Origin of the sequence: Streptomyces sp. NPDC007088 (genome assembly GCF_042869355.1) — a bacterium.
Classification (GTDB): Bacteria; Actinomycetota; Actinomycetes; order Streptomycetales; family Streptomycetaceae; genus Streptomyces.
Genome location: NZ_JBIAFO010000002.1, coordinates 499,670 through 514,615 on the forward strand (window position 1 = coordinate 499,670; position 14,946 = coordinate 514,615).

At 71.9% G+C, this 14,946-nt stretch carries 8 protein-coding genes; 4 read left to right on the forward strand and 4 right to left on the reverse strand.

Annotation, left to right across the window (positions count from 1 at the left end; all coding sequences use genetic code 11):
* Positions 1 to 12 precede the first annotated feature (12 nt).
* Complete coding sequence (locus ACFYMP_RS05285; protein WP_388850739.1) at positions 13 to 726, forward strand: NADPH-dependent F420 reductase; 714 nt, start codon at positions 13 to 15, stop codon at positions 724 to 726.
* Positions 727 to 801: 75 nt separating this feature from the next.
* Here ACFYMP_RS05285 and ACFYMP_RS05290 read toward each other — a convergent pair whose 3' ends face one another.
* Positions 802 to 1,353 (reverse strand): GH25 family lysozyme, encoded by a 552-nt coding sequence (locus tag ACFYMP_RS05290; RefSeq protein ID WP_388850742.1) that lies wholly within the window; start codon positions 1,351 to 1,353, stop codon positions 802 to 804.
* A 255-nt stretch (positions 1,354 to 1,608) separates the two neighbouring features.
* The gene (locus ACFYMP_RS05295) at positions 1,609 to 2,628 is read right to left on the reverse strand and encodes an iron-containing redox enzyme family protein (RefSeq protein ID WP_388850745.1); all 1,020 of its coding nucleotides are present in this window, start codon (positions 2,626 to 2,628) and stop codon (positions 1,609 to 1,611) included.
* Positions 2,629 to 2,922: 294 nt separating this feature from the next.
* Here ACFYMP_RS05295 and ACFYMP_RS05300 point away from each other — a divergent pair, with 294 nt between their 5' ends.
* From ACFYMP_RS05300 to ACFYMP_RS05310, 3 genes are all read left to right on the forward strand, one after another.
* The gene (locus tag ACFYMP_RS05300; RefSeq protein ID WP_388850748.1) at positions 2,923 to 4,665 is read left to right on the forward strand and encodes a cation:proton antiporter; all 1,743 of its coding nucleotides are present in this window, start codon (positions 2,923 to 2,925) and stop codon (positions 4,663 to 4,665) included.
* 297 nt (positions 4,666 to 4,962) lie between these two features.
* Entirely contained in the window at positions 4,963 to 6,042 is a 1,080-nt protein-coding gene (locus ACFYMP_RS05305; RefSeq protein WP_388850751.1) for a LacI family DNA-binding transcriptional regulator, read from the forward strand.
* Positions 6,043 to 6,541: 499 nt separating this feature from the next.
* On the forward strand, positions 6,542 to 6,964 hold the full coding sequence (locus ACFYMP_RS05310; RefSeq protein WP_388850754.1) for a hypothetical protein: 423 nt from the start codon (positions 6,542 to 6,544) through the stop codon (positions 6,962 to 6,964).
* A 134-nt stretch (positions 6,965 to 7,098) separates the two neighbouring features.
* On the opposite strand, the gene ACFYMP_RS05315 is transcribed toward ACFYMP_RS05310, so the two are convergent.
* Positions 7,099 to 7,419: a hypothetical protein gene (locus ACFYMP_RS05315; RefSeq protein WP_388850757.1), complete on the reverse strand. Its 321-nt coding sequence runs from the start codon at positions 7,417 to 7,419 to the stop codon at positions 7,099 to 7,101.
* A 26-nt stretch (positions 7,420 to 7,445) separates the two neighbouring features.
* Positions 7,446 to 13,700, reverse strand: a complete 6,255-nt coding sequence (locus ACFYMP_RS05320) for a DNRLRE domain-containing protein (protein ID WP_388850760.1) — start codon at positions 13,698 to 13,700, stop codon at positions 7,446 to 7,448.
* Positions 13,701 to 14,946: the final 1,246 nt, after the last annotated feature.

Consider the following 14,946-nt stretch of genomic DNA (forward strand, 5'->3'; position numbering starts at 1 on the left):
CACGACAGGCGCGTGGCCGCAACGAGGCAGCGCGGACGCGGGACACCAGCAGGGAGAGGTTCCGGTATGAGGATCGGCATCATCGGCGCGGGGAACATCGGCGGCCAGCTCACCCGTCGTCTCACCGCGCTCGGCCACGAGGTGGCCCTCGCCAACTCGCGCGGCCCGCAGACCCTGTCCGAGCTGGCGGCCGAGACCGGGGCCACCCCCGTCGAGGCGGCCCACGCGGCGGACGGGGCCGAGGTCGTCGTCATCACCATCCCGCTCAAGGCCGTACCCGACCTGCCCAAGGGTTTCCTGGACGGCGCCGCAGACGGGTTCGCCGTGATCGACACCGGCAACTACTACCCCCGGCAGCGCGACGGGCGCATCGCCGAGATCGAGGAGGGGCTGACCGAGAGCGAGTGGACCGCGCGGCAGATCGGCCACCCCGTGATCAAGGCGTTCAACAACATCTACGCGCACCTCATCACCGAACAGCCCGCCGCGCCCGGCACCGAGGGCCGCTACGCCCTGCCGGTCGCCGGGGACGACGAGGAGGCCAAGCGCCTCGTGCTGCGCCTGGTGGACGAGATCGGTTTCGACGCCGTGGACGCGGGCGGGCTCGACGAGTCCTGGCGCCAGCAGCCCGGCAGCCCCGTGTACGGGCTGTCCGCCGACGTGGCCGGTGTGCGCGCCGCGCTCGCCGAGGCGTCCCCGGAGCGCCCCGCCGACTTCCGCGCCTGAACCGCCACGGCCGGGCCGGTCCGCTGAGCGGCCGGCCCGGCCGACGGGAGTACGGCGGGGCCCGGCCGGGCGAGATCAGCCGCGCGCCCACTCCCGCAGGTCGTCCGCGTCCTTGAAGTCCGCGACGTTCCTGTCCAGCGGGCTGTCGGTGTACTGGTGGATGCGCCAGTCCGCCTTGATGCGCGGCTTCCCGGCGTCCACGTAGTCCGCGATCCACAGGCCGTCCCCGGCGTACGAGGTGGTGTCGTGGTTCAGCCAGAAGGTCCGGTTGCAGTAGAGCAGCACCCGGTGTCCGGGACGCTTCTTCTTCACCGCGCGGATGAACTGGTCCTTCTCCTTGTTGCTGGCGCGCGTGCCGTCCCCCGTCGTCTCCCAGTCGACGGCGAGCAGATCACCCTCCTTCTCGGGCGTCTTGCCCAGGAAGTGCTCGACCTGCTCGTCGACGTCGCCCGGCCACAGGAAGTGGTAGAAGCCGACCACGCAGTCGGCGTCCCTGGCCCGTTTGACCTGTGCGGACACCTTGGGGTTGGTGTACGAGCGGCCTTCGGTCGACTTGATGACGACGAAGTCCAGCTTCTCCGTGACGAAGGACTCCTGGAACGCGCTGACATCGATGCCGTGAAGCATGAGGGGCTGCCTCCTGGGGCGGTAGCGGAACGTTCCCTCCGGCCGGCGCGGGCGCACCGGAAAACGGGGGACAGCATTCCTCTTCCCGTCGGCCGGCCCTCGCATACGGGACGGCCCGCGTTCCGTGATGCGCTGTTTTGTCCGTGCCCTCACCCGGGAGTGCGGCGCTCCCGCGAGGGACCGGCCGCCGTGGGCGCCGTACCGCGTCCCGTCACGGGGCGCGGGCGCCGGGCGCGGGCCGGGCCCGGCGCGTGGCTACCGGGTCAGCAGCGCCGTACGGTTGTCCCGCCAGCGCTCCAGCAGGACGGCGGCGAGCCGGTCCTCCAGCAGCGTGTGGGCCTCGATCCCGAGGACCACGTCCCGCTCCAGCTCGGGCTCCCGGGCGAGCAGGGCGCCGATCACGTCGGCGCGCACCGTCTCCTCGTGGTCGGCGCCGGTCGCCGCCCGCACCTCGTGGAAGCGCACGGCGCTCTGCCCGGCCCCGGTCCTGCGCAGCGCCTCGGACAGCCGCCGCGAGGCCGGCGGAGCGGTGATCTCGATCGCCGCGAACCGGCCGGTCGCCGCCCCGCGCAGCGAACGGTGCAGCCCGAACAGCGAACCCGCGTTCACCACCGCGAGCAGTTCCCCCGGCGCCACGTCGGCATAACCGCCGTACGCCGGATCCAGGCCCAGCTCCACCATCAGCTCGGCGTACAACCGCGCCCAGCCGTCCGCCCCGCCGGGACCGCCCGCGCTGTCGTACAGCGAGCGCACGAGCCCCGAGCGCGGGGCGCCGTACAGCCGGGGCAGCGTCCACGCGTACGCGTCGCCCTCGCGCAGGTGGCACGGCGAGCGCAGCGCCGTGTACTCGCGCAGCTGCCACGCCTCGCCCTCGCGGCTCAGATAGTGGCTCACGCTCGTCGGGTCGAAGCCGGCCGGCTCGGCCAGCAGGTCCGCGAGCGCCCCCGCGACGTCCTCGTCGCCCCGGGTCGTACCGCGCAGCGCCTCCAGGAAGCGGCGCTCCAGCGCACGCCGCAGGCCCAGCAGGTTCGGGTCCCACTCCAGAGTGTCGGGGAGCCCCTCGAAACCGTGGTGGTGCAGTGCGTACAGGACGTACAGGGCCAGTTGCAGATCCTCGCCCAGGGCGTCGGCGCGGGCCGCCTGCGGGCCCCACGGCGGGGCCTCCCGGCCCGCGCGCAGCGCCGCGAGCAGATGCGCGGACAGGTCGCCGCGCGGCTCGGGCAGCGCGGGCCGCGCAGGGCCCGGCCCGGCGGAATCACGTGTCACCGTCGTCATGCCCCAACCCTCCGACGCATCGCCCGCCCCCACCACTCGGCCGCCGCGCCCGGCGGGCCCGTCACCCGGTTGGCGCCCGGCGGGCCGGACGCCCCCGCGCCCAGGCGCGCCGGCCGGCCGGTGCCCCCGGGGCCCGCCGGCACGCGGCCCGGGAGCCGCCCCCCGCCCCGCCCTCCCCGGTTGGCAGGTGTCCCTCAGGGGCCGCCAGGTGCGCGAAATGTACGGTTTGACGGTCTCTGTCGGGGGCGGGGCGCGGCCCCGTTCCGTACTCCTCCGCGCCGCCTGGGGGCCGCCGTGCAGCCCACCCTGATCGCCGTCGTCGGCATCGTCGCCGTGGTCCTGGTGGCCGCCTTCTCCGGCCGCCTGGGACTGGCCGCGCCCCTCAGCCTCGTCGTGTTCGGCGCCGCCCTCGGTTTCGTGCCGGGGGTGCCGCACCTCGTGCTCGAACCCGAGTGGGTGCTCGCCGGGGTCCTGCCCCCGCTGCTGTACTCCGCCTCCGTCACGATGCCCGCCCAGGACTTCCGGCGGAACTTCAAGCCCATCACGGGGCTCGCCGTGTTCCTCGTCGTCGTCACGACCCTGGGCGCCGGCTGGCTCTTCCACGCGCTCCTGCCCGGCCTCGACCGGCCCACCGCCTTCGCGCTCGGCGCCGTCATCAGCCCCACCGACGCCGTCGCCGCGACCAGCGTGGGCCGCAGACTCGGACTGCCCGGCCGCCTGCTGACCGTCCTGGAGGGCGAGGGGCTGGTCAACGACGCGACCTCACTGACCCTGCTGCGGTCCGCCGTCGCCGCGACCTCCTCGACCGTCTCCCTGTGGTGGATCGGCGGGGCCTTCCTCTACTCGGTGGCCGTGGCCATCGGCGTCGGGGCCGGCGTGGGACTGCTCAACGTACGCGTTCGCTCCCTGCTGCCCGACACCGTGCTGAACACCGCCGTGTCCTTCGTCGTCCCCTTCGTCGCCTACCTCCCGGCCGAGGAACTGCACGCCTCCGGGGTGCTGTCCGTCGTCGTCACCGGCCTCATCACCGGCCACCAGTCGCCGCGCTTCCTGCCCGCGCAGGACCGCATCAGCGAGGCCACCAACTGGCGCACCCTGGCCTTCCTCCTGGAGAGCGCCATCTTCCTGCTCATGGGCCTGAGCCTGGAGCCGCTCCTGGACGCGGTGCGCGGGGACGGGCTCTCGGTCGGGCGGGGCGTCCTCATCGGGCTCGCCGCCTCCGGCCTGGTGATCCTCGCGCGGATCGTCTTCGTCGCCCCGCTCGTCGCGGGGCTGCACCAGGACGCCCGCCGCGCCGCGAAGGCCGAACCCGAGGTCGAGCGGCTGCGCAAGGCCCTGCACGAGGTGCCCGAGCTGAAGGACGGGCACGCCGGACGGCGGGCCCGGCACCGGGCCCGCCGCATCACGCAGGCCGGCGCCGACCTGGACTTCCGGCTCACCCAGACGCTCGGCCGGCGCGGCGGCACCGTCCTCGCGTGGGCCGGGATGCGCGGCGCGGTGACCCTCGCGGCGGCCCAGACCCTGCCCGCCGACACCCCCGCACGGCCGCAGCTCATCCTGGTCGCCTTCGTCGTCGCCGTCACGACGCTGCTCCTGCAAGGGCTCACCCTGCCCACCGTGATCCGGCTCGTGAAGGTGCCGGGCGACGACCCGGAGCGGCTGCGCGAGGAGTACGGACGGCTCCTGGAGGAGCTGTCCCAGGCGGCCGAGTCCGCCCTCGACGCGGCGGTCCGCGCCGAGGACCCGCCCGAGCGGGAGGTCGTGGACAAGGTCCGCTCCGACAGCCTGTTGCGCGCCGGACTGCGTCGCGGGGCCCCCGAGGAGGGCGGGGAGGAGGAGTGGCGACAGCGCCGCGCCTCGCGGCGCGAGCAGTACCGTCTGCTGCGCCTCGACGTCCTCGCCGCCGAGCACGACACCCTCCAGGCCGCCCGCTCGACCGGCGTCTACAGCTCCCGAGTCATCACCCGCGCCCAGCGCGCCCTCGACCTGGAGGAGGCCCGGCTGCGGCAACTCGCCGAGAAGGCCGAGGAGGCGTGAGCCGTACGGTCCGGTACCCACAGCCCCGGGCGGTAGGGCGAGCGGGGGCCTCGGGTCCGGTCCGGGAAGACCGCGGACGAGGGCGAGCGGCCGCAGGGGCACCGCGAGGCGCCGAGACCGTCGCACGCCGGTGCGCGGGGCCGGCCGAGCGCCTCACCCACTCCCACCACGCGAGCCTCGCCACCGAGGAGTGATCCCGGAAAGCCCCGCCCCCGCTCCGGCACCCTGGGCCCGGTGCACCCGACCCGGCCCAGGCACGCCGGTGGGCCCCTGAACACGGTGTTCTAGCATGTCCCCATGGCCACGACGAGAGGGCGCCGCACGGGAGCGGGCACGACACCCGGAGCCCGCCGCAACGTGGGGATGAAGGACGTGGCCGCCCTCGCCGGGGTCTCCCCGAAGACCGTGTCGAACGTGATCAACGAGTTCGTGCACGTCACCCCGGCGACCCGGGAACGGGTCCTCGACGCGATCCGGGTCCTCGACTACCGCCCCAACAGCGCCGCGCGCAACCTGCGCAGGGGCCGCACCGGGATGGTGGGGCTCGTCGTCCCCGAGATGGACAACTCCTACTTCGCCGAACTCTCCCGCTGCTTCCTGCGCGAGGCCGAGGGCACCTGCACCATCCTCATCGAGCAGACCCTCGGCGAGCGGCGCCGCGAGCAGGACGTGCTCACCGCGCTCGGCGAACGGGTCGTGGACGGCATCGTCCTCAACCCCCTGACGCTGCGCGGCAAGGCCCTCGCCGACCACCTGCGCGACATGCCCGTCGTCCTCATCGGGGAACGCCCGAGCAACGGCCTCAGCGACCACGTCGCCGTCGACAACGTGCGTGCCGCCCGCGAGGCCGTCGAGCACCTCATCGGCCTCGGCCGCCGCCGGATCGCCGCCATCGGCCTCCAGCGGGACACCGAGGTCGGCACGCCCCAACTGCGCTCCACCGGCTACCAGGAGGCGCTGCGCGCCGCCGGACTGCCCGTCGACACCGGCCGCGAGGGCGAGACGATCGGCTACCACCGCAGCGACGGGGCCCGCGCCATGGCCGCGCTGCTGGAGCGGCCGCAGCCGCCCGACGCGGTGTTCTGCTTCAACGACCTGCTCGCCCTCGGCGCGTTGCGCGTCCTGCACGAGAGGGGCGTGCGCGTGCCCGAGGACATCGCGGTGATCGGCTTCGACGACGTGGACGAGGGCCGGTTCAGCGTGCCGAGCCTCAGCAGCGTCGCCCCCGACAAGGACGCGATCGCCCGGACCGCCCTGCGCCTGCTCCGGGAACGCATGGACGACCCCACGCTCCCGGCCCGCGAACACGTCGTCGGTCACCGCCTGCGCGTCCGCGAGTCCACGGCAAGCCGCGCCCGGTCCGGCCTCGGGGGATAACGGGAGGTGACCTACCGGTCACCGCACGTCCCCGGGGTGCGGGAAACCCCCGGAACGCAAGAAAAAATTCCCTCCCCGAAAACTCGGGGAGGGAATTTCGCCGGAGCGCTGGGCAAGCCTTGCACTTGCATCTCCCCGCAGGAAGCGGGGCGTCTTTCCTTGGACCACCAACGCGCGAGCCGTGAACGGGATATGGCCGTTCGCTCAAGATCGATAGTAGCCGAGAAACGGGGCGAGGGCGAACCGGCGAGGCGCACTCCCGGTGCGGGGAACGGCACGCGGCGTACCGGCCGAAGGAAGTCGCCTTCCGGCCCGACCGCCGCCCGAGATGCGGGCGCGGGACATGGGGAGCACCGTGGGAAGAGGCGTTGGACCGGTCGGCCGGGAGCCTCTGGCGAGGGTCCCGGCGCGGTACGGCGGGTGCGGCGAGCCGCCCCCCTGGCCTGACAGGCCCGTGCGTACGCGGGCGGACAACTATCGTAGTGAAGAGGTGCCGCCAATGTTGATCATTGGCCTCCTGCTGGCAGCGGCAGCCGCGGCGTTCACCGCACTGCTGATCGCCTTCAACCTCTCCGGAGGACCGGACTACACCGTCTCCCTCTTCGGCAGCGATCCGTTCACCATCAGCACGCTCGGTGCGTTCTGCGGCGGACTGGCTCTCGCGCTGATCTTCGGTCTGGGGGTGTGGATGATGATGGGCGGCGCGGCTCTGTTCGCGCGCCGGACCAAGAAGAAGCACGAGGCGCGGGACGCGGTCTCCGAACGCGACCGTCTTCGCGGACAGCTTGACGACGAGCACCGCGAACGCGCCGCGCGCGACGAACACCGGGAACAGGCCAATGGCGGCCGCGGTTCCTCGCCCACGGCGAGGCCGGCCCAGCCCGCCGGTCACGGGCGCCGTCTCCACCTGCACGGGCACTGACCCGCGCCACGGAGACCGTGAGGGGCGATGCCACCGGCATCGCCCCTCACGCCGTGCCCGGCGGGGACGCCGGAGGGCCCGGGTCCACGGACCCGGGCCCTCCTCGTGCGCGAAAGGTGAGGGTGTGCGTCGGCTCAGAGGCGGATCCGCTTCTCCCGCCGCTTCCTGAGCGCCCTGATGACCAGCCAGAACACCACCACCTGGACGATGCCCCCGATCGCCTGCACCGAGGGCGTGTAGACATCCGGGCCGGGGTCGTAGTCGTCGTAACCGACGACCACGGCGGCGAGGAGGAACAGGACCGTCGTCACGATGTTCGAGGGGAACGTGAGGACGGAGAGGACCACGGTCGCGAAGTCCATGCCCTGCTCGACGCTCAGGTAGTCCAGGCCGAAGACGATCGCCAGGTAGACCAGGGCAAGCGTCAGGAGCGCTCTGGAGGACGGAAGGTTCATCGCTCGGCTTTCCGGGCCTGCCACTGTCAGCCCATGGTGTTGATGTAGTGGGTCAGGTCCTTGAGGTTACTGACGAGTTTGGCCCAGGTGCTCTTCGCCTTCTTCACGTAGTTGCCCTTGCCGATGAACCAGGCGTCCGCTCCCGGGGGAACGTTTCCGTGGATGGTGATCCTCATCTGCCCGCTCTTCAGACGGGTGAAGTAGAAGGAGATGAAGCCCGGGTAGTCGGGGTGACCCGCACGGGTGTTGAAGCGCCAGCCGTTGGAGGTGATGCTCTTCACCACGACCGGGAAGCCTATCTTTATGCCGAAGATCTTCACCCAGAGGTTCATCTTCTGGCCGACGTGGCTGAGCTTGGACGGATGCCCGCCGATCGGGAAGACCCAGTTGAAGTTGTCCCGGAACTTCTGGAAGTACCGGTGCGCCGACATGTGCGGGTTGCCGACGTTGTACTTCAGCCAGTAGTCGAACGTCCCCGTGGTGTCCGTGCAGTTGACGGGGTCGCCGGAGCAGTAGCCGTACGCGTTGTCGCCGCCGCCGGCCAGCGGGTCCGTCTGCAGAAACGTGCCGGTGGCCGGGTCGTAGCCCCGCTCGCCCATCATGAGCAGTCCGCCGGGAGCGTCGGCGCCGCGCGCCGAGGTGCCCAGCCAGCCGTAGCGGGCCGTCGCCGTGGAGGCGTCGGGGGCACCGTACTCGTCGTAGCGCTGAACGGTCGGCTGGGAACCCTGGGCCAGCGGCAGCCGGACGCTGACGTCACCGTGGAGATTGGACAGCTGGAGGACGGTGTCCCCGCTCGCGCTCGTGACAGCGGTCAACCCGCCGGTCAGGTCGCCGACATTGCGGCTCACCGTCGTGGTGCCGCTCGCCACGACGCTGCTCCACGCGGGCGTGTCGGCCCCGGAGCGGTAGTGCTCGGTGGTGCTGGACGTCGTGTTCCAGGCGCCGTCCGCCGCCCTGGTCTCCGCGACGATGCTCGCCTGCCGGCCTGCCACGTCCAGGCCCCACGTCGTGCGCGCGGAGCCTTGGGTGACCTGCCGGACGGTGTCGCCCGTGTAGTAGGCGACCGCCGTGCCGTCCACTCCCGCGGTGCGACGGCCGAAGGCGTCGTACGTCGCGTCGGTGGTGGTCGCGCCCCGCGTCGCCGAGACCAGACGGTCGGCGCTGTCGTAGGCGTAGGAGGTGCTGTCGGACGAGGGCTCCGCGGACGAGGCGCAGTCCTCGCCGAGCGTGGACGTGGTCAGGCCGGTGCGGTTGCTCCGTTCGTCCCCGAAGGTGTAGACGCGCCTCGTGCAGGACGAACCGGTGTCGTCCTGGGCGGAGGTCAGATGGCCGGTCCTGTCGTAGCCGTAGCTGCTGACGAGGGTGCCACCGTCGGTCTGGGCGTGCGAGGCGAGTTGCCCCGCGACGGTGTAGGCACCGTGGTCGGCCAGGACCGTCACGCCGTTCGCGTCGGTGTACTCGCGGCCGGTCTCGCGTCCACTCGCGTCGTAGTCGAGGGTGAGGACGGTGCCGTTGGGCAGCTTCTCCTTCACGAGTTGCCCGTCGGCGTCGTAGGTGCCGGTGAACGTGCCCGCGACCGAATCGGTGAGCGTGGTCGGCAGGCCGCGCGGGTCGGCCGTGGTGTCGTAGGCGTACGTCGTCGTGGAGGGTGCGGAGTCGGTGATGGTCAGGGCCCGGTTGAGAGCGTCGTAGGTGGTGCGGGCGGTGCTGCCCGTTCCGTCGTCGTAGGAGATCTCACGGCCGAGCCGGTCGACGGCCGAGGTGATCGCCCGTCCGCCCGAGGTGACCTTGGTCTCCAGACCGGACGGGTCGTACGTGATGGTGGTGGCGGGCATGTCCGCGCCGGCGCCGCCGGTCACGTCGGTACCGGTCGGGCGTCCCGCCTCGTCGTAGGTGGAGACGGTGGTGCGGGTGACGCCGTTCGCGGTCTCCTTCACCGTGGCGGCCTGGCCCCAGCGTCCGTACGTGAAGGACTTGGTCGCCAGTTGCGCCGGGTTGCCGCCGCCCCCGGTGACGGGACCGCCGGGGGCGATCACGCAGACCAGTCCCGCCCACTCGGGGTGCCCGGCGCAGTCACCGTCGGTCGCCCAGTAGTCGGCCTTCGTCGTGCCCGCGCCGGTGGCGGTCGCGCCCGGCAGCGTGGTGGTCACCTGGCGGCCGGCGGCGTCGTAGGTCGCGGTCGTGGTGACGGCCTTCCCCTGGGCGTCCTCGATCGCCTTGACGGCGAGACCGGTCGCCCAGTCGTACACCGTGCGCACGGTCGTGGCGTCGGCGTCTTCCGGGTAGCCGTCGATCAGGGCTCCGGTGGTCTCGGTGGTGACCTGATCGGCGACGGCGGCGCTGTCGGGACGGCCCTCGTCGTAGGCGCGCACCGTGTGTTCGCGGGCCAGAAGCGCCGTTCCGGCCGGCTGGTCGGTGCCGCCCGCGGGGGCGGTGGCCTTCGAGCGGAGCGTCACGGTGTGCAGCGGGCCGCTGATCTCGCGCTCCAGCCAGCCGCCACTGGTGCCGAGGGCGAAGACGCTGGTGGTGGAGAGCAGCAGGGCCGCTTGGGCGGTGCCTTCCGCCGGGGTTCCGGCGTCGTCGCGGGCCTTGTCGAGTTCGGCCGCCAGCAGGCTGTCGGGCGTGGTGGTCCTGCCGAGGGCGAGTTCGCGGTTGGCGGCGGTCAGTTCCCGGACCAGATTGCCCTCCGAGTCGTACTCGCTGGTGGAGACGCGGCCACCCGGCTCGACGACGTTGACGGTGTTCATCTCGTCGTCGAGGTAGGTCAGGGTGGCCCGCCGGTAGTCGCTCGCCTTCAGACCCGCGCCGGTGTTGGCCGGGGGGACCTGATCGGCGGGGAAGACGGCGGTGGCCCGGGTCGGCAGGTCCGTCTGTCCCCAGGCGGCCACGGACGTGGCGTCCAGCGCGTAGGGAGCGGTGCTGCCAAAGACCGGGACCTCGTAGACGACGGAGGTCGTGGCGGTGCCGTTGGTGGTGGCGGTCGTGCCGGGTGCCAGGGTGGGGCGGGACGCCTTGAGGAGCCGTCCGGCCGGACCGTTCGCGTCGGTGCCGCTGCTGTAGGTGAGGGTCCAGGGCAGCTGCCCCGCGGGGGTGTAGGTGACGACGCGCTTGGCGGCGTCGTAGGTGTACGACTCCTTCTGGTCCTTGGACACCCGGGGGTCCCACGCCTCGCGCAGCAGGCCGTTCGTGTCGTAGGCGTACTGAGCGACGACGGTCGCGGTGGCCGCTGTCGCGCCCGGATCGGTGGCCCACACCTTCAACTGCTTGACCTGATCCTTCACGTCCCCCAGGCCACCGCTCGTCGCGGTGGTGGAGTCGGCGTAGACGAGTTCCAGGACGCGGCAGCCCGCCGTGCCCGGCTTGGCGGCGCAGACGGTGTTGTCCTTGTCGACGGCCTTGTTGGGGGAGACGAGGTACTTGGGGCGGCTGAGCGTGCGGGTGCCCGCGGTCACGGGCTCCACGACCACGCTGGTGGTGGAGTCGTCGGTGACCAGTTGGCTGGTGCGGAAGGTCCAGGTGGTGGCACCGGAGATCCGGCCGAAGGTGGACATGACGCCGGTGACGGAGTCCTTCAGCGTGAAGGTGTCCTGGTCGAGTCCGCCGCTCAGGGCCAGTTGACCGGCCCCGGGCTCCGGGGTCCAGGAAGTGGTGGTGCCGGAGCGGGTGAAGGCGACTGAGCCGCCGTCCGCGTCCATCAGGGACACGGAGGTCGCCGAGGTCTTGCGCAGGCTCGTGTAGTCGACGCCGGTGGTGGCCGTCACGGAGGACACCCAGCCCGGTCCGAAGATCGCCGCCTGCCCCTCGCTCTCGGCGTCGACCGCGCGGGAGGAGAAGGTGCGGGAGAGGGCCGCGTCGAACACCGAGGCGTCGTCGGCCGTCATCGAGAAGTCGCCGGTCAGCATGTTGACGGAGCCGGGGCCCACGTTCTGCTGCGGCGCCGCCCCGGCGGCGCGGTCCAGCGTGACGGACACCGGGACGCTGGAGGCGGAGGCGGCGCCGTCCGTGAAGGTGGCGCGTAGCTGGACGGCGCCGTCGTCGTCGAGTGTCTCGTCCATGTGCCACACCAGGGGGGTGGCGGTGCCGCCCGTGACGGGCACCGGCCAGGCGCTCACGGCGGCCTTGTTCTTCGACACGTCGCCCACCGGGACGGTGTGCCAGGAGTCGGCGGTGCCGCGGCGGTACTGCCAGGTCGCGCCCGTGAACGCGCTGTCACCCGTGGCCGTGAGAGCGACGTCCGCGGTGGTCCAGGTGCCGTCGCGGGGACCGGTCACCCCGAGGGAGCCGCTCCCGACGCCGAAGGAGTACGTGGTCGTGGCGGTGGACAGGTTGCCGCCGGAGTCGATCGTGCGGGCGCGCAGGACGTGCGGGCCGTTGGCGGGGTCGATGCTGATCGTCTGGGTGTCACCGCCCGTACCGTTCGTGGTGTCCAGGACGCGCTGGCCCAGCACCGTGGAGTCCAGGCTCCACTGGAAGCCGGCGCCGTCGGTCGCGGAGGTGTTGAGCGTGCAGGGCACTTTGCCGGACACCTTGGTCGTCCAGGCACCCGCCGGGTAGGCGGCGCACTTGATCACGGGAGCCGCGGGCAGGGCCGTGTTCATGACGAACGTCGTGTATCCGGACCAGGGGCCGTAGTCGGTACCGTCGTAGCCCCGTACCCTAAAGCGCAGGTGCTTGCCGGACGGCAGCGCGGAGCCCGCGGGGACGGTGACCGAGGCCTCACCACCGGACGAGACGTTCCCGCTCGACGCCGTGTAGGTGTACGTCGTGTCGGCGGCCCCCGGGTCAGGGCTTATCTCGAACTGCCCCTTGACGGCGGAGCCGTCGGCATCGGTCACCTTCGCCGCCAGCTTGGGCGTCAGCGACGTCACGTACCGGCTGCCGTTGTAGGCGTTCAGCGCGGAGGGGGCGATCGCCGCCGAGGCGGTCGTGGCGTACGAGTTGTACGTCACCGTCAGATGGGGCTCCTCGGCGCTGTCGCCCGAGACGTGGTTGGCCGAGAAGAAGCGTCGCCAGGTGAGCGAGTCGGTCTCGTCCGGTGAGGCGACGCGCAGGCCGTAGTTGGCGGAGCCGTCCGCCCAGGCCTGCACGAGCGGGCCGAGCGAGAAGTTCATCGTGCCGGCGGGGCAGTCCTTGCTGTAGCCCTTGGCCGCCGTGCTGGTGACCGCGCCCGTGGTGGTGGTCGAGGGCTGGGCGGACCAGACGATGTCCGACGGCGACCAGGAGGAGGTCACGCGCCGCACCTGGGTACCGGCGCTCGCCGTCGAACACGTAGCGGAGTAGTAGGAGTACAGCGACAGGCTCGCGGAGGTGATGTGCTTGCCCTTGAAGGGGGCCGCGTCGAACTTCAGGTACGAGCGGGCCTTGGTGGTGCCCGCGTCGTAGGTGCCCGACTTCAGCTCGGTCGAGGAGACCTGCGAGTCGGGGTAGTTGGTGGCCACCCAGGTGTCCGTGGTCGCCGCGAGGGTCGACGTCGGGTCGACCGTGACCGGGTACGTCAGGTCCTGTTTGAAGTAGTCGGCGTCCGGGGTCAGTTCGAGGATCTGCGAGCCGTCCGCCGCGGTCTCGATCCTGGTGTCCACCCTGGCCTGGTGTTTCGACTCCCCGGACCTGCCGTTCTTGGAGGAGTCCCACATCATCGGCGCGGGCGCCTCCGCGACGAGCTTGCCGTGTGCGTCCTTGAGCAGCAGGTGCCCCGAGTCGGCCTCGGAGATCTTCAGACCAGCGGCCTTGACCGGGATGCGGTACGTGAGCCGGTCGCGGGGGGCCGTGTCCAGGACGACGTTCTGCGAGAAGCCCTGCGGGAGGGCTGTCACGGACAGGGTCTGGCCGTCCCCCAGATCGTAGGAGGCCGTGTCGGCCTTCACCTCGGGCCTGGGCAGCGTGTCGGCCCAGCCCATCGCGAAGGACTTCTCGCCCTTGGCGACAGAGGCGAGCGCCCTGTCACCGCCGTCCGACACCTTGATGTCCGCTGTCGTGACCTTCGGCTCCAGCGCGGAACCGGACCTGGAGAGCGTCGTGTCGATGTCCTGCCACGTACCGTCGACCTTCTGCCGGACCGGCTCCGCGTACGCCGAGGTCTGCAACTCACCCGAGGGCAGGGCCCAGGTCGTCGAGGTCGCGGTGCGCTCCGACAGGATCTCGACCCTGCGGTCCCGCAGACGGGCCGTCAGGAGCGCCGCTGCGGTCGAATCAGCCGTCGACGCCGCCTTCTCGTCCGCGGAGGCCCCCGCGACGGTGTCGCCGGACGGCACGGCGAAGGCGGCACCCGACTCGAGTGACATGAGCGCTGACTGACTCGCCAGCACGGTCACCAGGCCAAGAGCTATTCGTCTCGTCCCTCTGGGCCTGACCGCAGCCCCCTTGAGAGACGAAACAACCCGTCTCTCCCTTTTGCGTGTCACTCTGTCTCCTGAACTCTCATAAGAAGCACACCGAACATTCACATTCGATGCGGATGGATCATCTAACAGGAGAAGGCGACGCCTGCAAAGAGTGAGCCGTGGGGCTCGTGAAGGGGGTGGGGCTGTCGTGAGGAGCCTCATCTGCCCGCTCGGCGACGGTTGGTGAGGGTATGGGAGCACGCGGCCGTGGCTCGCCTCGGGGGATGACGGGACCGGTCAGACGGACCCTGGGAAAAGGGGCCCGCCCGGCCGCCCGCAGTTCCTTGCGCGCGCTCGGCCCAGGTGGTGGAGCCCAGCTGCCGGAAAGTCCTCATCGCGGCGGTCAGAGGAGCTTCGGATTCGGACAACGCCCTCGCCCTGCGCAGTCGTTCGCCCTGGGCCAAGCGCACCCGCGCCTGGGCGAACGGCCATCGGTCCGTGTCCGGTGCGGCCAGCGCTTCGGTGAACAGGCGGGCCGCTTCGGCGTCGTCCTCCGTCACAAGGGCCTCGGAGCCGGCGGCCAGCAGCCCGAGAGGCCCTTGGAGTACTGGAAGAGCCAGGTACAGACGGTGTGTCCGGACGCCGAGCACAACGCCAGCCCCTCCTCCGAGAGTTCAGGGCCTCCGCCCACCTGCCCCGGTGGTGGTCGTCAAGGCACAGGTGCAGAAGGGCTCCGATGTGCCGGCGTACCGGCCCGCCCGCACGCCCCTGCCGGACCAGCCGCCAGGACGCCTCACGGACCGCCCCCAACCGGTCCGGGTACAGCGCGGCAGTGCCCACTCGGACGACGCGGGCCGGATCCGTCTCCTTCGTCGCGCCGTCGATGATCTCGTCCAGCTCGCGCAGGGTCGCCGCGTCGGCACGGGCCGGGTCGCCCCAGGTCCGCGCGGCCACCAGCAGCAGCCGCGGCGGTGCGGGGCGCATCCGGGAGACCGCCTCGTCAAGGGGGTCCACAGCCCCTCGTCAGCACCGTAGTCGCACAGCAGTTGCAGGAAATGCAGCGCGTCGTTGAGTGCCGGGTCCTCGGCGTCGTAGCCGTGGCCGCCCTGCTCGATGGCGCCGACCAGCAGGCGGTGGGCCGTGGCGAGAATGCCCGTCGCTGTTCAGCACGAGCTGTACCGCGGCGGTCGCGGAGCGCAGGGACGCA